Raw genomic sequence first — 18,192 nt, 5'->3', positions numbered from 1 at the left:
CAGGAACAGTAAGGTACCAGCTGTTATTGCCACTCTGTTTCTGGCAGTTTACTCCGGCAGTTGCTTACTCCTCCTTCATCACGTAGCCCATCCCCACCAGGGTATGAATAAGCTTGGGGGTGAAATCCTTGTCTATTTTTTTCCGCAGGAAGTTGATGTACACATCGATGACGTTGGAACCCGTGTCGAAATTGGTTTCCCACACGTGCTCCAGAATATCCACGCGGGAAACCACGCGGCCCTGCTGGCGTAACAGATACTCTAGCAAGGCAAACTCGCGGGCCGTGAGCTGTATAGGCTGCCCGGCCCGCTGCACTACTTTGCTGGCAGGGTCCAGCGTGAGGTCGGCGAGGCGTAGCAGGGCTTGAGCCGCGGGCGCCTCATGCCGCCGCCGTGCCAGCGCCCTAATGCGCGCCAGTAACTCCTGAAAGGCAAAGGGCTTCACTAAGTAATCGTCGGCGCCCGCGTCGAGTCCCCGAATTTTATCGTCGGTTTCGCCGAGGGCCGTGAGCATCAGAATGGGCGTGCCCGCATCGTGCGCCCGCACTTGGCGGCATACTTCCAGGCCACTCAACCCCGGCAATAGCGTATCAAGAATTATCAGGTCATAGCCTCCGGCCAAAGCCAGGCGCAGGCCTAGCAGCCCCTCCAGGGCCAGATCTACGGTGTGCTGTTGTTCAGTGAGGCCTTGGTGTAAGAAGGAAGCAACCTTCGGTTCGTCTTCAACCAGCAGAATTTTCATGGGGTCAACAATACACAGGTTTGGCTGGCCAAGGTAGCTACTACACTTTATACGCTCGCGGTGGCTGTGCCCGGCACACCGGTAACCTCTCGGTAAAACGAGAGGTTTTACGAATCACTTGCGGAAGCTGCATTTAGCCACTATGGTTCACTTGGCAACCCAAGATTAAGCTTGGCTATTGCCGTTGTTTACCGTTGCGTAACAAGGGCCCATCTCTGTACAATTGTAATACTATAATGACACTTATCTATTAGCCTGACCAATGAAAAGGGCACCATACCCAATAGCTGGAGTTGTTAAAATAACCTTTACCTGTAGGCAACGTTATAACCTCTTGCGTTTTAAAAATCGACTAATAGAGACCCCACATTTTTGCACTATGCTTACCCTAAAACGCAAAAGAAGACATTATTCCCACCCTTCAATCGCCTCGTCTAACAAGTGGGTGTGGTGGCTTTGCATTGGTGCTTTCGCTTTACTCTGCAGCCTCATTTTAGCTTTTGGCTGGTAGTAGCCTTGGCCATCTACTTTCTGCCAATACAGTAATCTTCTCTTCCCAACTGTGCTGCCTTACTAAAAAACCCCGTCAGGTTGCTCCTAACGGGGTTTCTTGTACAAAAGAGTGGGCCCAACTGGAATCGAACCAGTGACCTGCTGATTATGAGTCAGCTGCTCTAACCGATTGAGCTATAGGCCCAGCGTGAATAGCAACCAACAGACAGGAGCAATTCAGCTGCGCAAACTTCCCATTTTGTAAGCGGAATTGCAATTCCAAAACCAAGATTTAAGACATTGACCCCGTAAAACGGTTATGCTTTTTTGGTTTACCTAGCTCTTTTTGCGGTTCTACCCTCGCTGCTTTCTATGCCCAAGCCTCATCTACTCTTTGATTTTGGAGGAGTACTCATCAACATAAACTATCAGCTCACCCTAGAGGCCATGCGACGCCTGCACCGGCACGGAGGCACCATTGAGTTTACCCAGGCTGCTCAGGCAGAGCTGTTTGACGCATTAGAAACCGGCCGCCTTACCCCTACTGAGTTTCGGGCGGCCTTGCGTGAGCACTACGAGTTGCAGGCTACGGATGAAGAGCTGGATGCTGCCTGGAATGCCATGCTGCTGGATGTACCCGCTGAGCGCCTGGCCCTGGTTGCAGACCTCCGGGCCCAGGGCTACCAAACGGCGCTCCTTTCTAATACCAACCATATCCATATTGCGGCTATCAATGCTGTGCTGAAAAATGAGTATGGGTTTGAGCATGGCATTGCCGATTGCCTGGACCGGGTGTTCTACTCCCAGGAGGTAGGCCTACGCAAGCCAGGCGAAGAAATTTTTCGGCATGCGCTGCGGGAGATGAACTGGAAGGCTGAGGAAACGCTTTTTATTGAAGACAGCCCCCAGCACATTGAAACCGCTCGCCGCCTGGGACTGCACACGCTGTACCTCGCCCCGCCCCTTACCCTCACTGACGCTCTGCCCGACGCCCTCCGTGCCTTCCACTGATACTCCTCCGCTCCTGCCTTTTCCGGATGCGCCAGCCCCCACCGGCCTCTCCCCCGCCGAAGAGGCAGCGGCAGCCTTTACGCGCTACGAGCGGCCCGCCCCACCCCGGTGGCGCACGTACCTCCTGCATATCCTCCTGTTTTTGCTCACGCTGCTTACCACCACGCTGGTAGGCCTAGTGTTGCGCGCCGGGAGTGTTGTGCAGGTACCACCTTATGAAGTGCTGTTGCAATCGTGGCCGGTAATCTGGCGCACGTTGCAGCCTGGTCTGTGGTATTCACTGCCTTTCTTGAGCGTACTAACGGTGCACGAGTTTGGTCACTATTTCACTTCACGCTATTACCGCATCCGGGCTACGCTGCCGTTTTTTATTCCGTTTCCATTCGGTATTGGCACATTCGGGGCTGTCATTCGCATCAAAGACCGGATTTTCTCCCGCAAAGAGTTTTTCGATGTGGGCTTAGCCGGGCCGCTGGCAGGGTTTGTGGCAGCTTTGGTAGTATTGATCTACGGCCTGACGCATTTGCCTACGTTGGAGTACCTGTATAGCATCCATCCCGAGTATCGGCTGTACGGCGCGGACTATGCCCGCTTTGTTTACCCTGGCAACCAAGAAGGTAGCACCTTGCTGGCCCAGCCCCTGCTGTTCAAACTACTAGCGCTTGTATTCGCCGACCCTGGCCGGATGCCTCACCCCAACGAGCTGATGCATTACCCGGTGTTGGTAGCTGGGGTGCTCTCCCTATTTTTTACGGCACTTAACCTACTGCCAATTGGCCAGTTAGATGGCGGCCACATCCTCTACGGCCTACTAGGCCAGCGCCGGGCGGGGCGCCTGTCGGCGCTGTTCTTTATTGGTTTCATCTTCTATGCAGGCCTAGGCCTGTTTTCCTTACAAACCAGCGGCCAGGACTGGCTGTATTGGGGTGGCCCTTACCTGCTGTACCTGCTGTTGGCCTTTTGGAAAGCGCTGCCTACCAAACGCCGCGTAGTGCTGTTGGCACTGGCCGTATGGGCTACCCAGATAGTGGTGGCGTCGGCATGGCCCACCATAGAAGGCAACCCCGGCTGGCTAGTATTTGGGCTGCTACTGGGCCGCGTGACGGGCATCTACCACCCTGGTGCCCCCGATGAGCGCCCCCTATCGTTTGGCCGCAAGGTGCTGGGCTGGGTAATGCTGGTTATTTTTGTGCTTTGCTTTACCCCCGCACCGTTCACTATTCAATAGCTGCTAAGGCAGTACGGTGCATTTCTTACCTCATGAATCTTACCTATCAGCACCCTTTTCTGTATCAAACACATTTGTCGTTGCGGGGGCAGAGCATGTACGTGCGCCGCAGCAACTCTCAGTGGCAGCCGGCCCTAGAGTTGGCTGTTCCCTTCGAGGAAATTCTGCCACTTCGCACCGAAAAAGTTCGGCACGTGCCCAAGCAGCGCTTGCTAGGCCTGTTGTTTATGCTGGCCTGGATTGGGCAGGATGTAGTGCGCCACGCCACCCCCGACTTTCAACTTACCACTGAGGTGCAGCTTTACGGGGGTATGATTCTGTTTATAGTGGCCTACTGCGTGTACGGCTGGTTTAACTGGTGGAATGTGTGGCACCTGCGCACCCCTCACCTTTCCCTCACCCTCCCCGACTGGCCCAGCCGCCGCAAGCCGTTCCAGCAGTTTGCCTTCAGCGTTGAACAGCGGGCCCACGATTACCTGCGCCAAGAGTATGCTGAGATAAACCCACTGGGCCCCATTGAGCTACAGATACACCGCTTGCATTGGCTGCATCGCCTCGGCGTACTATCGCCTAAAGAGCTCCAAACGCTCAGCACCCGCCTCACTGGCCGCGTTTCTCTCGACCCGCTCAACCTTATGGGCCAGGAGTTGGAGTCGGTGTATGTGAATTAACAACCAGGTAACTGCACATAAGTCAAAAAGCACGTCATCCTGAACTCCGGATGACGTGCTTTTTGACTTATGTGCAGTTACCTGCCAGAGAGTGGCCTAGCGGCCTTCCAGCGCAGCTACGCCGGGCAACTCTTTGCCCTCCATATACTCCAGCAGGGCGCCGCCGCCGGTGCTGATGTAGGAAACTTGATCGGCGAAGCCTAGCTGGTTTACAGCTGCCGCTGAGTCGCCGCCGCCGATGAGGCTGAAGGCGCCGCCTTTGGTGGCTTCGGCAATGGCCTGAGCTACGGTTTCAGTGCCTTTGGCGAAGCTGCTCATCTCGAACACACCCATGGGGCCGTTCCAGAGGATGGTCTTCGACTGGCGCACGATGTCAGAAAACGCTTTAATCGACTCAGGGCCGAGGTCAAGGCCGAGCCAGCCTTCCGGAATCTGGTCGTTGGGGGCTACTTTGGTTTGGGCGTCGTTGGCGAATTTATCGGCAATAACGCTATCAGTAGGTAGCACCAGGTTTACGCCCTTGGCTTTGGCCTTCTCAATGAGCTCCAGGGCGAGGTCCATCTTGTCGGCTTCCAGCAGGGAGCTACCGATTTCACCGCCCTGGGCTTTGGCGAAGGTGTAGGCCATGCCGCCCCCGATGAGCAGGTTATCCACTTTATCCAACAGCTTCTCGATGATGAGAATCTTGTCGGAGATTTTGGCGCCGCCCATAATGGCCGTGAAGGGGCGCTCAGCTTGTTCCAGCACTTTCTTGGCGTTGTCTAGCTCACCCTGCAGCAGGTAGCCCGCAACGCGGTCTTCGGGCGCGAAGCTGCTGGTCATAACGGCCGTAGAGGCGTGCTTGCGATGGGCAGCGCCAAAGGCGTCGTTTACATACACAGTGCCGAGCTTAGCCAGCTTCTCGGCGAAGGCGGCATCACCTTTTTCTTCTTCGCCATAGAAGCGCACGTTTTCTACTAGTAGTACCTGACCGGGCTGGAGGGCAGTAGCCTTTTCTTCGGCCTGCAGAGCGTCATCGGCAAACTGTACTTCCTGCCCGTACTCCTGGCCCAGGCGCGCTACCAGGTGCTGGAGAGAGTATTTGTTCTCGGGTCCGCCTTTTGGGCGGCCCAGGTGCGAGAGCAGCACCACCGAGCCACCATCGGCCAGAATTTTCTTGATAGTAGGCGTAGCGGCCCGAATCCGCGTGTCGTCGGTGATGCGGAAATCATTGTCGAGCGGCACGTTGAAGTCCACACGTACCACGGCACGCTTGCCGGCGAAGTTGTACTGATCGAGGGTTTTCATGGAATAGAAATGGGGTTGGATACGGCGAAGATAGGTAATGAGGTGTTCTAGGCCTGTCATTGCGAGCGAAGCAATCCGTCCTGTTCAACGTACTCAACCCTGAGATGCGACAAGCCCAAAGCTACCTCACAGCTGATCGAACAGATCTTGCCACTCTTTATTAAACCCATTTATTAGATCGAGCTTTTTCTGCCGAGAGCCGCCTTTCAGTTGCTTCTCCCGATCAATTGCTGCTTTGATATCCGGATAGGTTTCAAAATAAACCAGTTGATGTACGTTGTACTTCTTTGTAAACCCAGGATGAATTCCTGCTTTGTGCTCACTAACCCTATGTTTCAATTCGCTGGTAACACCGATGTAAAGCACTGTGCGGTTTTGGTTAGTGAGGATGTAGGTGTAATACTGATTCATAGGAATAGGTTTGGGCTTTGGAAGATAGTAGAGGGAGAGCTTGTCACGTCTTAAGGCTTTTCACTCTGTTAAGGACGGATTGCTTCGCTTCACTCGCAATGACAGGCCCAGTACACCTCATCATCCCGACACTTTCTTACCCCATCACCTCATCACCTCATTACCTATCTTTGCGCCACGTATGAAAATAGGCATCTTCTTCGGCGGCCCGTCGCGTGAGCGGGAAATCTCCTTTGCGGGCGGCCGCACTGTATATGATAACCTGGATAAGTCTTTGTTTGAGGCCGTGCCCGTGTTTGTGGACAGCCTTGGCAACTTCATCCTGCTAGACTGGCACTACATCTATAAGGGCACCATCCGCGACTTCTACCCACCGGTGTCGGCGCTGCCACGCACGGAGCTGCCGGTACAGATGTACCTGGAAAGCCTGGGCGAGCTGAGCCTGGAGGAGCAGGACCGCATTATTGCGGAAGTGGGCCGGCGCGTGCTGCCCCATGAACTGCCCCAGCTCATCGACTTCGCGTTCCTGGCTCTGCACGGCCCCGGCGGTGAAGACGGCGCGATTCAGGGCCTGTTTGAGTGGTACGGCATCCCCTACTCCGGCTCCGGCATTCTGCCCTCGGCGTTTGGCATCGATAAAATTACCCAGAAGAAGCTCCTGACCGCGCTGAACCGCCCCACGCCCACCTTCCGCCAGATTACGACCGAAGAATGGGACGCCGCCGACCATGCCGCTACGCTGGACTATTTGGTGCGCGAGCTAGGCCTGCCGCTGGTGTTCAAAGCCCCGCGCCAGGGTTCCAGCATCGGCATCAGCATTCTGCGCGAAGCGGATCTAGCGAAGTTTGAAGCCGCCATGGAGCGCAGCCTGTTCCGCAAAACCGTAACTCAACAAGAGTGGGCCGGCCTTTCGGAGCAGAAGCGCATCATGTGGCTGCAGCAGCTAGTGGATATCCGCGAGGGTATTGGCCTGCCAGTGGTATTGAACGACGAGGCTGAACTGATTTATCAGCCCGAGCAGCTGCTCAATACGCTCAACGAGCGCCTGCAAACTGCCGAAAGCGTCCGCCTGACTAGTGTGGAAGGCGAAACGCAGGTGCTGGTGGAAAGCTTCGTGCAGGGTCGTGAGTTCTCCTGCATTGTGGTGGAAGACCCTACTGGTAAGCCATTGGCGCTGCCGCCTACCGAGATTGTGAAGGGCGAGGAGATGTTCGACTACCGCTCGAAGTACCTCCCTGGCCTGGCGCGCAAAATCACGCCCATTGACCTGCCCGAGGCTGAAATTCAGCGCATCCGGGAAGCCTGTGAGGAGATGTTCACCACCTTCGGCTTCCAGGTGTATGCCCGCCTCGATGGCTTCTTAGTAACCGGTGATGAAGTGAAAGGTGAAGAGGTAAATAGTGGGCAGACTTCTTCGACCCATCACCCCGTCACATCATCACCTAAACTTTTCCTGAACGACCCGAACACCACGTCGGGGATGCTGCCGGCTTCGTTCTTCTTCCACCAGGCGGCGGAAATTGGGCTGAACCCGTCGCAGTTCCTGACTTATCTGATTCGTACTTCCCTGGCAGCGCGCCGCCGGGGTGGCCTACGGCCGGTGAAGCTGGCAGGCTTATTGGCCCAGCTGGATGCTGCCGTGGCAGCCCGCGCCAGTGAGGAGCGCACCCGCACTAAAGTAGCCGTGATCATGGGTGGCTATTCGTCGGAGCGTCACATTTCGGTGGAAAGCGGCCGCAACATCTATGAGAAGCTCAGCTCCTCGGTGAAGTACGAGCCGGTGCCCGTATTCCTGACCGGCAACAGCCAGGAGTTTCGCCTCTACGTGCTGCCCATCAACGTGATGCTGAAGGACAACGCCGACGACATCCGGGAGAAAGTAGAGCATATGGAGGCCGGCCATGGCCTGCACCCCGTGCTGGCCCGCATTCGGCAGGAAGCTCACGAAATCACGAATACCTACGCGGGTCAGCCCACGGCGCAGCCCCAGCGCGTATCGTTTGAGGAGCTGGCCAAGATGGTAGATGAGGTGTTCATTGCCCTGCACGGCCGCCCTGGTGAGGATGGCGCCCTGCAGCGCGAGCTGGAAAAGCTAGGCCTGCCTTACAACGGCTCGGGCGTAGCCAGCAGCTCCATCACCATTAATAAATTTGAGACGAACCGCCGCCTGCGCGAGGCTGGCTTGCGCGTAGCAGAGCACCGCATGGCCAACCGTCTGGAGTGGGATGCCGATGCCGAAGGTTTCTACCGCAGCCTGGAAGCCCAGTTCCCCTACCCCTTCATTGCCAAGCCCGCCGACGACGGCTGCTCTTCCGCGGTGAAGAAAATCAAGAACCGCGCGGAGCTGGAGGCCTTCACGAAGCTCATCTTCCGCAACCAGGAAGACTTGATGATCGAGGATGCCAAAACCCTGCAATTGGGCTTCAAGGAAGAATTCCCGCAGAAGGATGCCTTCCTGGTAGAAACGCTTATTGACCGCGACGGCGCCGCACACTTCCTGGAAGTTACGGGTGGCCTACTGACCCACTGGGGCGACAACGGTGAGCTGGAAATTGAGGTGTTTGAGGCTTCAGAAGCTCTGGCAACCGGTGAGGTGCTGAGCCTGGAAGAGAAGTTTCTGGCTGGAGAAGGTCAGAACATCACGCCAGCCCGCTACGCCGTGGAGCCTACTGAGCGCCAGCGCATTTCTGATGAAGTAAAGCAGGAGCTGCGCCGCGTGGCTGAGGTGCTCAACATTCAGGGCTACGCTCGCATTGACGCCTTCGTGCGGGTGCGCCAGAACGGAGCCGTGGAAGTACTCATCATTGAGGTGAACTCCCTGCCCGGCATGACGCCCGCCACCTGCATCTTCCACCAGACCGCTCTGGCCGGCTACACCCCCTACGACTTCATCGACCAGATTCTGGAGTTCGGTAAAGCCCGTCAGGAGAAAGCTACTGTGTAAAGCTAGAAGCTAGTTCCCCTCCGCAGATGTGGAGGGGAACTAGCTTCTAGCTTTCTAATTCCTAGTTTTGTCGGTGGGCTTCTTGCTCCAGACTCCTAGTTTCTAATATCTCCCAGAATGTCCTTTTTCAAATCCGATACACCCGCCGACGTACTGAAGCACCTACTGGTGATTCTGGTAGCCGCAGGAATGCTCATTTTCGGCTTTTTTTACGTGTATCTGCCCCTGACTACCAACCACGGTGAGGTAATTGAGGTGCCCAAGATTACGGGCATGCAGCAGGTTGATCTGGAAGATTACCTGGATGAGCGGGACTTGGCCTACTTCGTGGATGACAGCACCTACCGCCCGGAAATCAAGCCGGGCACGGTGCTTAACCAGGAGCCCAAGCCGGGGGAAAAAGTGAAGGAAGGCCGTAAGATCTACATTACGGTGGCCATGAAAAACCCGCCGGTTATCAAAATGCCTAAGCTTACGGATGGCTCATTGAAAAACGCGCAGATGATCCTGAAGAGCTACGACCTGGTAATTGGTCAGATCAAACTGGTCCCTAATATCCAGCAGAACGCGGTGCTAAAGCAGTTTGCCAATGGTAAAGAAATTGCCCCCGGTGCCCCCATTGCCAAAAATACCCGCGTAGACCTGGAGGTTGGTGACGGACTTGGCAACCAGGAATTTCCCGTTCCGAACCTGGTGAATATGCCCGCCGATGAGGCCGTAACGCTGCTGGCCGGGCAGGGCTTACAGGTAGGCGAACGGTTTTACCAGGAGCCTGCCGAAGGCGAAACGGAAGGCACCGTGGTAAAGCAGCGCCCCGTACCGGGCCCCGGCGCCACCATTCGCATGGGTCAGTTGGTTGACCTCTGGATAGCTGGCCGCGAACCAATCCGCGGCGTAGAATAATGCGCGTACTACTGGTGGCCTGAACTCTTCGGCTCCCGGATAAAAGAAACCAGAATAAGGTTCGTTGTTTCGGCAGCGGACCTTTTTCATTTCCGTATGGGATATGGTTGGAACTGCTGGCGCGTGGTAGTTGCCGTGGCTTTCCGACCTTCGCCCCCTGCCTTCCTTTTACTGGTATTGTTCTGTATGCTTCGTCCCTTACGCCGTGTAGTTCTTCTGACCTCTGCCCTGCTAGGCCTGTTGCCCCTGCTAGGCCACGCTCAAGTAGTGCAGCCCCTGTCCTCGGCCCCACCCCAACCATCGGCGCCAGTTACGGCCCGCCGGGTTCAGGCCCTAACGCTGCCTTTCTTTGATGATTTTGCGGGGCAACCCGAAGGCCGGCCCAACGAGCAACACTGGCTAACTACCGGCGGCACCCTGGTTAATAACCGGTTTGCCCGCCGTCCGCCCTCTAAGGGTGTGGCTACGTTTGATGGGTTTACGGCCGCTGGCGGTTCATATGGTGGCGTTTCCTCCTTTGGGGCTACTGACTCCCTCACCTCGCAGCCCCTCGACCTGAGTGGCCTACAAGCTTCTGACAACGTATTTCTAAGCTTTTTTTGGCAAGCCGGCACCCTCGTGGGTCCACCAGTGGCTGCTACTAGTTCCCGGCCCACTGGCCTGTACATCGACTTTTTAGATGATGCCGGTAACTGGCGCGAGGTAAGTCAGATCCGGAGCAGTGGCGACACCACTAATTTCCGGTTTCGGGCGCTACCTGTCAATCAGGCCAGCTACCTGCACAAGGCATTTCAGTTTCGGTTTCGGGTGTTTGGCTACCAGTACAACGGCCGCGACGCCTGGAGCATCGACTACGTCCGGCTCGACCGTAATCGTTCGGCCACTGACTCTACCTTCCGCGATATTGCCCTGAGCCAGCGCCTGCCTAGTGCACTACGGCAGTACACCGCCATGCCCGTAGGCCAGTTCAACCAGAATCCTAGCCAGGAGCTAACCCCTCGCACCCGCACCACCATCAACAACCTCGACCCTGGCCCAGCTCCTACGCCCATCACAATTACCGGAACGCTCGATGTGCTGCCAGGTGGACCGAGCACCCAATTTCTTACCAGCAACCGCTCTCTAAACGCCGGCATTGGTGGCCAGCAGCAGGCCGTTGTAGCCAGTCTGCAGGCTGCAACGGTCTCCATTTCTGCTGCTCCCAAGTTGCTGCGCCAGCGCATTACGCTCGTAACCAACGAGACCAACCCGCTCACGCTATTCAACGACACGCTCTCCCGAACCACAGAGCTAGCCGACTACTATGCGTATGATGATGGCAGCGCCGAGGCCACCCTCAGCCTGCCAACTGCCGCTACGGGGCCCGTGGCCTATTATGCTACTCGCTATGATCTAAATGCGCCAGACGTGGTTCGGGCAATTCGTTTTTATCCGATGGCCACGGCGCTAGGCCGCACGGTTACGGTTGCTATCTGGGATGATGCCAGTAACCAGCCCGCAGCTGCTCCCAAAGCCACTCAAAGCTTTTCGATACCAGCCACTCTGCCTGCCGGCCAAGCCTACGTAGATGTGCCCTTTCCTACACCGGTAGCCGTAACTGGCAGGTTTTACGCTGGCTATGGCCAGGCTTCTTCCCCTCAGTTTGTGGAAATAGGCGTTGACTTGAACAATGCGCCACCCGCTAACTACTTCTTCATCAATCTGTTTAACGCATGGAGCAGCCTGTCGCTGGCCACCACTAAAAGTCCTAACGGTGCGTTAATGTTGCGGCCGCTTATGGGGGCGGGTACAGTTACGGCCACTGCTTCAGCTACTTTAGCTGCCAGCTATAGTGTTTTCCCTAACCCCACCTCCGATGGCGTGGTGCGGGTAGAAGGCCGCTTCACTCGTGCTACTGTGCTCGATGCTCTGGGCCGCACGGTGTGGGAGCAGCCCACCGCTCAGGCAGGACAAGCGCTACTGCCCTTGCAACAGCTGCGGCCAGGGGTGTACCTGGTGCGGCTTAAGCTGGCCGATGGCACCACGATAACCAAACGACTAGTTCGGGAGCAGTAATAATTGGCCCAAGGTTTGCCGGGAGCGTAGTACCGTTGGCAATGCTGTATGGCTGCTAATTGTTAGGTTTACACTTGCATTCAATCAACCTCCACCCATTCATGAACGACATCACCTCTACTGAGCTAAAAGAACGTCAGGCCAATGGCACTGCGCCGGTTATCATCGACGTGCGCGAAATTTGGGAAAACGAGGAATCTCGTATTGAGGGCAGCCAGAACATTCCGCTGGGTATGCTCCCGCAGAAGCTCGACGACCTGGAGGACTTAAAGGAACAAGAGGTGGTAGTGCACTGCAAAGGCGGTGGGCGCTCTGCTTCGGCAAAAGCCTATCTCTCCCAACAAGGATTTCAGAAAGTGCGTAACCTGATTGGAGGCATTCAGGCCTACCAGCAAGGATAATCACCCCCAGATGCTTTTACCAACGAAGCCCTGCTAAGCGGGGCTTCGTTGTTTTCGGGCCTTTACCAGGCAATACATGCGCAAGGTGCAACAGCCAAAAGGCGTAAACTACAGGTAGCGTAGGTTGCTACTGCAGCCCACCCGCACAAGCTTGATGTGGCCATTAGCCAAGTGTACTTAAGCCAACCGCCAGGTGGATTTTTGTTTGAAAAATGCGCCATTCCGAGTGCCTTAGCTTTCCGTGCTACAGAATCAGCAAAATATTTATCATTGATAAGCAGAACTTTAAGACAAAATAATCTATTTAGTTGCGCACAATTAAACATGACACAACCTTTTACCGTTTATTTGCCGAACGAGTATGAGCAACCAACTTCCTCCTGAGGCTATCAACCCACTGCTGCAACTGGAAAACCAGTTGTGCTTCCCGCTTTACGCCCTCTCGCGGATGATTACGAAGGCCTACCAGCCGTTGCTGCAGGAGCTTGATCTCACCTACCCCCAGTACTTGGTGTTTCTGCTTTTGTGGGAACACAAGGAGCTTACTGTTAAGGAACTCGGCGAGAAGCTGCTGCTTGACTCAGGTACCCTTACTCCCCTGCTGAAGCGCCTGGAGCAGAAGCAGTGGATAAGCCGCCGCCGCGACCCGCGTGATGAGCGCTCCGTAATTATCGGGCTGCTGCCCGCGGGCCAGGCGCTGCAGGCCCGGTCCTGCCAAATTCCGGAGGAAATCTTCGCCAGGCTCAACATGCCGCCCGCTGATTTTGAGGCGCTGCGGCAGCAACTCAATTCTTTGCTTACCCAACTGGCCTAGGCCAGTGTTCTTTCACTTTTCACTTCTTCCCGATGAAAATCGTAGAAAAATTCTTCACTGCTCAAGCCAAAGCCAAAGGTGGCCGCGACGGTCACGTTACCTCCAATAACAACGTGCTCGACATTGACCTTAGCACGCCTAAAGAAATGGGTGGCCCTGGCAAATCGGGGGCTACCAACCCCGAGCAGCTGTTTGCCGCTGGCTATGCTGCCTGCTTTGAAGGGGCGCTGGGTGTGGCCGCCCGCCAGGCTAGCGTAAAGCTGGAAGGCGTAACGGTAGAGGCCTTTATCGGCTTCGGTAAAGCCGAAGATGGCGGCTACGGTATATCAGCTGATCTGCACGTAAACATTCCCGGCCTGGAGCAGTCTCAGGCAGAGCAATTAGTAGAAGCCGCTCACGGCATTTGCCCCTACTCGCGTGCTACTAAAGGCAACATTGAGGTAAACCTCAATACCACAACCAACGCTGCCTAGGCTCGTTCTTTTTTTGTCATTCCGAGCGTAGCGAGGAATCTGGGTGAATCATCAGATGCTACCCTGGTTTCCTTGCTGCGCTCGGAATGCTGGTTTTACTCCTGTCCACTTCTTTCCGCGCTATGCAAAACCAAACCATCCTGCTCGCCAGCCGCCCCAGGGTGAGCCTACCGCCGCCCAATTCAGCTTTGAAACCAGCGAAGTCCCCTCTCCCGCTCAAGGCCAGGTGCTCCTGAAGGCTCGCTACGTTTCCGTTGATCCGTATATGCGGGGCCGCATGAACGCGGGCAAGTCGTATGTGCCGCCGTTTGAAGTAGGCCAGCCCATTTCGGGCGGCGTGGTGGCGGAGGTGGTCGAGAGCCGGCTGGATACGCTGCCGGTGGGGAGCGTGGTGGTGGGCAACCTGCCCTGGCGGCAATACAGCGTGTCGGATGGGCGCGGCTTGCAGCAAATTCCTACGGATCAGGCGCCTATTAGCTACTTCCTGGGCTTGCTGGGCATGCCGGGCCTCACGGCCTACTTCGGGCTGCTGGATATCTGCCAGCCTAAAGCCGGCGAAACCGTAGTGGTATCGGGCGCCGCCGGGGCCGTGGGAATAGTGGTGGGCCAGTTGGCTAAAATTAAAGGGTGCCGCGTGATTGGCACCGCCGGCTCCGAGGCAAAGGTGGCTTACCTTAAGCAGCTGGGCTTCGACGAAGCCATCAATTACAAAACTGCCAACATTCTGGAAGCCTTGGCCGCCGCCGCACCCAACGGCGTAGACTGCTACTTCGACAACGTGGGCGGTGCCATTACCGATGCAGTGTATAACCTGCTCAACAAGCACGCCCGCATTGCCCTCTGCGGCCAGATTGCCAGCTACAATGCGACTGAAGCGCCCGTGGGTCCGCGCCCCGAAGGCAAGCTTCTCACTACCAGCTCCAAGCTGCAGGGCTTCATTGTAAGCGACTACTTGCCACAGTGGCCCAAGGGCATTAAGCAGCTCACTGAGTGGTATAGCCAGGGCAAGCTGCAGTTTGAGGAAACCATTACCGAAGGCTTCGACCAAATACCCAACGCTTTCCTAGGCCTGTTTAAGGGCGAGAACACCGGCAAAGCCATTGTAAAGGTGGCCTAGCAAACGTGCCTGCTCGCTTTTGCGGCGAGTAATAGCGCTGCAACTAACACCCCCGCATTTCCTATTGCACTAGGAGGTGCGAGGGTGTTTGCGTATAAGCCGGCACCCAGCAACTAGGGCTGCCCCACGCTACTGGCATCAACAGGCCGATTCTTGCCGAAAAACAAGGCATAGAACCCCTGCATATATCGTTTCTCCACCAAGAAAAAGAGCACCGTGCACAGTACCGTGGTGGCCATGATGACGGCGAAGGTGATGGTTTGGATGGCTGGGCCAGTTGGCAGCCCCCGTTGGGAGGGTAAGGTGGCCAGCACGGCCGCACCCAGGCCTTTGGGTATCATCACACTCATGAAAGCCATATCAAACTGGGGCGTAGTTGGCGCAGTGGTGGCAAGAACCACCGGAATGCGGAACAGGAGCAGCAGCACTGTTATGGTTACTCCCAACCCAATCAGAGACCAGTTATCAAGGACGATGGACATGCCTACGTACACGAAGAAAAACGTGCGCAGCAGAAATACTATCTCCGCGAAGAAATCCTTTTCCTTGGAAGTCAGCTCCACGTGTTCCGTAGGCTGAGGCAGGTACCAATTACGCTTACGAGGCTTCAGCAGCGCTACATTGCCGAGCGTGATGCTGAAAAACAGCACGGCAATAGGGCCGCTGAAATCCAGCATTTCTACCAACCCGTAGAGAATGAATACGAAGGCCGGCGTAGAGAAATGAGTTTTAAGCAACGTAGGCACCCGGTTCAGCAGCACAGACCAGAAGTACCCGCTAACGGCGCCCGTTAATATTGCCACAAACAGGGAGGCCAGAATTTGCGTGAACAGCGTACTCACGCTAAAAGACGAGCCGGTGTACACGCTGATCAGGGCAATTGGCACGGCCAGGGTAAACACATCGCTCAGCGCCGACTCCATCACGAGCGTAGTGGAGGTTTGTGGTAAGATGTTCACGCTGCGGGTTAGGGTGGTAACCACCGCCGACGAAGTGCCGCCCAGTATGCTGCCTAAAATTACGGAACTCAGAAAGTCCAGCCCTGCAAAGAGCTGCCCCATAATGGCCACTACCAGCGTGGTAACAACGAAGTTGAGGGTGGTAAGGCTGACCGTTCCGCGCAGCGACGCTTGCAGCTGATCAAAACGCACCTCTAGGCCACTTTCGAAAAGGATAAACACCAGTACTACGTTAGAAAAAACGCGGCCGGCCTGCCCAAAGGCTATTGGGTTTATCAGGTGGAAAATAGGACCGAGCAGTATACCTACCAGGAGCAGCCCTACTACATCCGGAATCTTGGTGCGTTCAAATAACTGGGCTAAATAGTGGCCTAGGAAGATGATAAACCCAATAAGAACAATTAAAATGGGAGTGGTCATGCACGCGAAATAAGGCCAGATAAGTAAGCGTACATAGTAAAGTCAGCAGAAGTTATACTCCGCCAATGATACGGTTAAGCTACCTGATTCAGTACAAACCTGGCACTTGCTACCATGCAGAGGTTAGTCTGAAGGCGTATTGCTGGCGCTGCGCTACGGGTTTCAACTTACGCAACGGCTACCCGTTTAGCCGCCCATCAGCCGCATAGCGTACCTCTCCCAAGTCTACCAGCTCGCGCAATAGCTCCGTTACGGAGGTGGCCTGCCCCGGCGCGAAATGCGTCAGGACTTCGCGCGGAGTTTGTGGGTTAGCTTTTACCAGCGCCACCAATTGCTCGCGCAGGCCACTAGCTACTGCGGCCTCCTGCCGGGCCTTCTTCTTGGCCAGGCAAAAGTCGCAGACATTGCAAGGCGCTGCATCCAACTCCCCAAAATACTCTAACAACAGTTGCTGCCGGCAGCGCCCCCCGGCGGCATACTGAACTACCGACTCAGTCTTGTGGCGGGCCAGCTCGCGGGCCTGGTTCAGGCGCTTCTGGTCCAGCGGGAGCTTGTCGGCGTCATAGCGCGGGGTGGTGAACAGGGCCTGCGGCGCCTCATGCTTGGGCTGGTACTGGATGATGCCGGAACGGTGCAGGAACACCAGCATCTTGCGCACATCTACCACGCTTAGACGCAGATGCTGGGCCAGGCTGTTCTCAGAAATTCGTTGGAAGCCCGCAAACAGCTCGCCCCCATTAAAGCGCAGCAAGCTCTTAATGAGCTGGTCGTGCTGCTGATTGGCCACCTGGAAGCGGTAGAGGTCGGTGTGGTCGATGGGGATATGGACGCGGGCGGGGTTGTTTACGGCTTCGTTTACCTGCACAAACCCTTCCCGCTCTAAGGTGCGCAGACTGTTGTGGGCATCCAAGGCCTTGATGCGGTAGGTTTCCGCGAATTGTTGCAGGTCGAAGTCAAAGGCGACCAGCTCGCCCCCACCCACGGCCGTGCGCGAGAAGTTTGCCAGGGCCTGGTACACGCGCCGCACGGTATCCAGGGGTGGGTAGGCCTGTTGGGTACGGCGGCGCAGCTCATCGGCATCGTTGGGCCCCTGGAGCAGCACCGCAAAGGCATACTTCTCGTCGCGGCCGGCGCGGCCGGCTTCCTGGTAGTAGGCCTCCAGGTTGTCGGGGGCATCAAGGTGAACCACCAGGCGCACATCGGGCTTATCGATGCCCATGCCGAAGGCGTTGGTGGCCACTATGCAGCGCGTTTTGTTCTGCATCCAGTCTTGCTGGGTGCGGGTGCGCTGCTCACTGGGCAGGCCGGCGTGGTAGGGCGCGGCAGCCACCCCTTGCTGGCGCAGGTAATTGGCGGCTTCCTCAGTTTGGCGGCGGGTGCGGGCGTACACAATGCTTGTCTTATTGGCCCCCACTCCCCGCACCACTTCCAGCAGGCGCTTGAGCTTGTCTTCGGTGCTCAGGACAGAATACGACAGGTTGGGCCGGGCGAAGCTCTGCTGAAACACCCGATGCGAGGCACCAAACTGCAGCTTCTCCACAATATCGGCGCGTACCTGCTCAGTGGCGGTGGCAGTGAGGGCAATGCAGGGCACACCGGGCAGCAGCTCCCGCAGTTCCTGAATACGCAGGTAGGGCGGCCGGAAGTCGTAACCCCATTGTGACAGGCAGTGCGCTTCATCAATGGCCAGCAGGCTCACCTTCATTTTGCCCACCCGCGCCCGGAACATGTCCGTCAGTAGCCGCTCCGGCGACACGTACAGGAACTTCACGGGCCCATACACGCAGTTATCCAGGGTCTGGTCAATTTCCTGATGGCTCATGCCAGCGTACACGGCTTCGGCCTTGATATTACGCTGGCGCAGGTTTTCCACCTGGTCCTTCATCAACGCAATCAGCGGCGACACCACCAGGCACAGACCTGGCCTGGCCAGGGCCGGTACCTGGAAGCAGATACTCTTGCCGCCGCCCGTGGGCAGGAGGGCCAAGGTATCCTGCCCCGCCAGCACCGACCTAATGATGTCTTCCTGCATGGGCCGAAACCGGGTATGACCCCAATTTTGGCGCAGTACGTGCAGAATATCGTCGGTGGGGTGAAGCAAGGTAGGCTAGGCTTAAGGACTACGAAGGTAACGCCGCCCGCCGGGAAACGGAAGACAGCTCCTCCGCTAACATGTGGCGCTGTGCGCATACAGTGTTGCTATGTTATCAGTACACGCCAGGCGCAGCACAGAACTCTAAGCTAAAACACAAAAAAGCCCGGCT

The 18,192-nt window shown here is 56.4% G+C and carries 15 protein-coding genes and 1 tRNA gene; 10 read left to right on the top strand and 6 right to left on the bottom strand.

Annotated elements, in window-relative coordinates; translation table 11 throughout:
- Positions 1 to 64: 64 nt before the first annotated feature.
- Together HMJ29_RS13875 and HMJ29_RS13870 are read right to left on the bottom strand one after the other, a co-directional pair.
- Positions 65 to 742 (bottom strand): response regulator, encoded by a 678-nt coding sequence (locus tag HMJ29_RS13875; RefSeq protein ID WP_171592055.1) that lies wholly within the window; start codon positions 740 to 742, stop codon positions 65 to 67.
- Between the two features lie 623 nt (positions 743 to 1,365).
- Positions 1,366 to 1,439: transfer RNA gene (locus tag HMJ29_RS13870), tRNA-Ile, on the bottom strand.
- Positions 1,440 to 1,606: 167 nt separating this feature from the next.
- Here HMJ29_RS13870 and HMJ29_RS13865 point away from each other — a divergent pair.
- Genes HMJ29_RS13865 through HMJ29_RS13855 form a run of 3 tightly spaced genes read left to right on the top strand, consistent with a single transcriptional unit; the run spans position 1,607 to position 4,144 of the window.
- A complete protein-coding gene (locus HMJ29_RS13865) occupies positions 1,607 to 2,245 on the top strand; it encodes an HAD family hydrolase (protein WP_171592054.1) in 639 nt (212 codons plus the stop codon).
- Entirely contained in the window at positions 2,232 to 3,473 is a 1,242-nt protein-coding gene (locus HMJ29_RS13860; RefSeq protein WP_244679249.1) for a site-2 protease family protein, read from the top strand. Before HMJ29_RS13865 ends, HMJ29_RS13860 begins: the two co-directional genes overlap by 14 nt.
- Positions 3,474 to 3,505: 32 nt before the next feature.
- Entirely contained in the window at positions 3,506 to 4,144 is a 639-nt protein-coding gene (locus HMJ29_RS13855) for a hypothetical protein (protein ID WP_171592053.1), read from the top strand.
- A 96-nt stretch (positions 4,145 to 4,240) separates the two neighbouring features.
- On the opposite strand, the gene HMJ29_RS13850 is transcribed toward HMJ29_RS13855, so the two are convergent.
- Together HMJ29_RS13850 and HMJ29_RS13845 are read right to left on the bottom strand one after the other, a co-directional pair.
- Positions 4,241 to 5,431 carry a phosphoglycerate kinase gene (locus tag HMJ29_RS13850; protein ID WP_171592052.1) on the bottom strand — a complete coding sequence of 397 codons (1,191 nt, stop codon included), beginning with the start codon at positions 5,429 to 5,431 and terminating at the stop codon, positions 4,241 to 4,243.
- A 126-nt stretch (positions 5,432 to 5,557) separates the two neighbouring features.
- Positions 5,558 to 5,842: a GIY-YIG nuclease family protein gene (locus tag HMJ29_RS13845; protein ID WP_171592051.1), complete on the bottom strand. Its 285-nt coding sequence runs from the start codon at positions 5,840 to 5,842 to the stop codon at positions 5,558 to 5,560.
- 181 nt (positions 5,843 to 6,023) lie between these two features.
- Between HMJ29_RS13845 and HMJ29_RS13840 the strand changes: the two genes are divergently transcribed.
- The 7 genes from HMJ29_RS13840 (at position 6,024) to HMJ29_RS13810 (ending at position 14,549) form a co-directional block, all read left to right on the top strand.
- On the top strand, positions 6,024 to 8,786 hold the full coding sequence (locus tag HMJ29_RS13840) for a D-alanine--D-alanine ligase family protein (RefSeq protein WP_171592050.1): 2,763 nt from the start codon (positions 6,024 to 6,026) through the stop codon (positions 8,784 to 8,786).
- A 117-nt stretch (positions 8,787 to 8,903) separates the two neighbouring features.
- Positions 8,904 to 9,689, top strand: a complete 786-nt coding sequence (locus HMJ29_RS13835; protein ID WP_171592049.1) for a PASTA domain-containing protein — start codon at positions 8,904 to 8,906, stop codon at positions 9,687 to 9,689.
- Between the two features lie 186 nt (positions 9,690 to 9,875).
- Complete coding sequence (locus tag HMJ29_RS13830; RefSeq protein ID WP_171592048.1) at positions 9,876 to 11,744, top strand: T9SS type A sorting domain-containing protein; 1,869 nt, start codon at positions 9,876 to 9,878, stop codon at positions 11,742 to 11,744.
- 101 nt (positions 11,745 to 11,845) lie between these two features.
- Positions 11,846 to 12,145 (top strand): rhodanese-like domain-containing protein, encoded by a 300-nt coding sequence (locus HMJ29_RS13825; RefSeq protein ID WP_135528746.1) that lies wholly within the window; start codon positions 11,846 to 11,848, stop codon positions 12,143 to 12,145.
- Positions 12,146 to 12,506: 361 nt separating this feature from the next.
- Positions 12,507 to 12,959 (top strand): MarR family winged helix-turn-helix transcriptional regulator, encoded by a 453-nt coding sequence (locus tag HMJ29_RS13820; RefSeq protein ID WP_171592047.1) that lies wholly within the window; start codon positions 12,507 to 12,509, stop codon positions 12,957 to 12,959.
- A 32-nt stretch (positions 12,960 to 12,991) separates the two neighbouring features.
- The gene (locus tag HMJ29_RS13815) at positions 12,992 to 13,432 is read left to right on the top strand and encodes an organic hydroperoxide resistance protein (RefSeq protein ID WP_171592046.1); all 441 of its coding nucleotides are present in this window, start codon (positions 12,992 to 12,994) and stop codon (positions 13,430 to 13,432) included.
- A gap of 55 nt (positions 13,433 to 13,487) precedes the next feature.
- The gene (locus HMJ29_RS13810; protein ID WP_171592045.1) at positions 13,488 to 14,549 is read left to right on the top strand and encodes an NADP-dependent oxidoreductase; all 1,062 of its coding nucleotides are present in this window, start codon (positions 13,488 to 13,490) and stop codon (positions 14,547 to 14,549) included.
- Between the two features lie 113 nt (positions 14,550 to 14,662).
- Here HMJ29_RS13810 and HMJ29_RS13805 read toward each other — a convergent pair whose 3' ends face one another.
- Together HMJ29_RS13805 and HMJ29_RS13800 are read right to left on the bottom strand one after the other, a co-directional pair.
- A complete protein-coding gene (locus tag HMJ29_RS13805; RefSeq protein ID WP_171592044.1) occupies positions 14,663 to 15,928 on the bottom strand; it encodes a cation:proton antiporter in 1,266 nt (421 codons plus the stop codon).
- A gap of 178 nt (positions 15,929 to 16,106) precedes the next feature.
- Positions 16,107 to 18,029 carry a RecQ family ATP-dependent DNA helicase gene (locus HMJ29_RS13800; RefSeq protein ID WP_244679250.1) on the bottom strand — a complete coding sequence of 641 codons (1,923 nt, stop codon included), beginning with the start codon at positions 18,027 to 18,029 and terminating at the stop codon, positions 16,107 to 16,109.
- Positions 18,030 to 18,192 lie beyond the last annotated feature (163 nt).

The organism is Hymenobacter taeanensis (assembly GCF_013137895.1).
Classification (GTDB): Bacteria; Bacteroidota; Bacteroidia; order Cytophagales; family Hymenobacteraceae; genus Hymenobacter; species Hymenobacter taeanensis.
This window is presented reverse-complemented; position numbering and strand designations above follow the sequence as displayed.

Bases quoted from the DNA above. Each gene is read 5' to 3' on its own strand.
- HMJ29_RS13875 (WP_171592055.1), bottom strand. From the start codon at position 742: ATGAAAATTCTGCTGGTTGAAGACGAACCGAAGGTTGCTTCCTTCTTA.
- HMJ29_RS13865 (WP_171592054.1), top strand. From the start codon at position 1,607: ATGCCCAAGCCTCATCTACTCTTTGATTTTGGAGGAGTACTCATCAAC.
- HMJ29_RS13855 (WP_171592053.1), top strand. From the start codon at position 3,506: ATGAATCTTACCTATCAGCACCCTTTTCTGTATCAAACACATTTGTCG.
- HMJ29_RS13850 (WP_171592052.1), bottom strand. From the start codon at position 5,431: ATGAAAACCCTCGATCAGTACAACTTCGCCGGCAAGCGTGCCGTGGTA.
- HMJ29_RS13845 (WP_171592051.1), bottom strand. From the start codon at position 5,842: ATGAATCAGTATTACACCTACATCCTCACTAACCAAAACCGCACAGTG.
- HMJ29_RS13840 (WP_171592050.1), top strand. From the start codon at position 6,024: ATGAAAATAGGCATCTTCTTCGGCGGCCCGTCGCGTGAGCGGGAAATC.
- HMJ29_RS13835 (WP_171592049.1), top strand. From the start codon at position 8,904: ATGTCCTTTTTCAAATCCGATACACCCGCCGACGTACTGAAGCACCTA.
- HMJ29_RS13830 (WP_171592048.1), top strand. From the start codon at position 9,876: ATGCTTCGTCCCTTACGCCGTGTAGTTCTTCTGACCTCTGCCCTGCTA.
- HMJ29_RS13825 (WP_135528746.1), top strand. From the start codon at position 11,846: ATGAACGACATCACCTCTACTGAGCTAAAAGAACGTCAGGCCAATGGC.
- HMJ29_RS13820 (WP_171592047.1), top strand. From the start codon at position 12,507: ATGAGCAACCAACTTCCTCCTGAGGCTATCAACCCACTGCTGCAACTG.
- HMJ29_RS13815 (WP_171592046.1), top strand. From the start codon at position 12,992: ATGAAAATCGTAGAAAAATTCTTCACTGCTCAAGCCAAAGCCAAAGGT.
- HMJ29_RS13810 (WP_171592045.1), top strand. From the start codon at position 13,488: ATGCTACCCTGGTTTCCTTGCTGCGCTCGGAATGCTGGTTTTACTCCT.
- HMJ29_RS13805 (WP_171592044.1), bottom strand. From the start codon at position 15,928: ATGACCACTCCCATTTTAATTGTTCTTATTGGGTTTATCATCTTCCTA.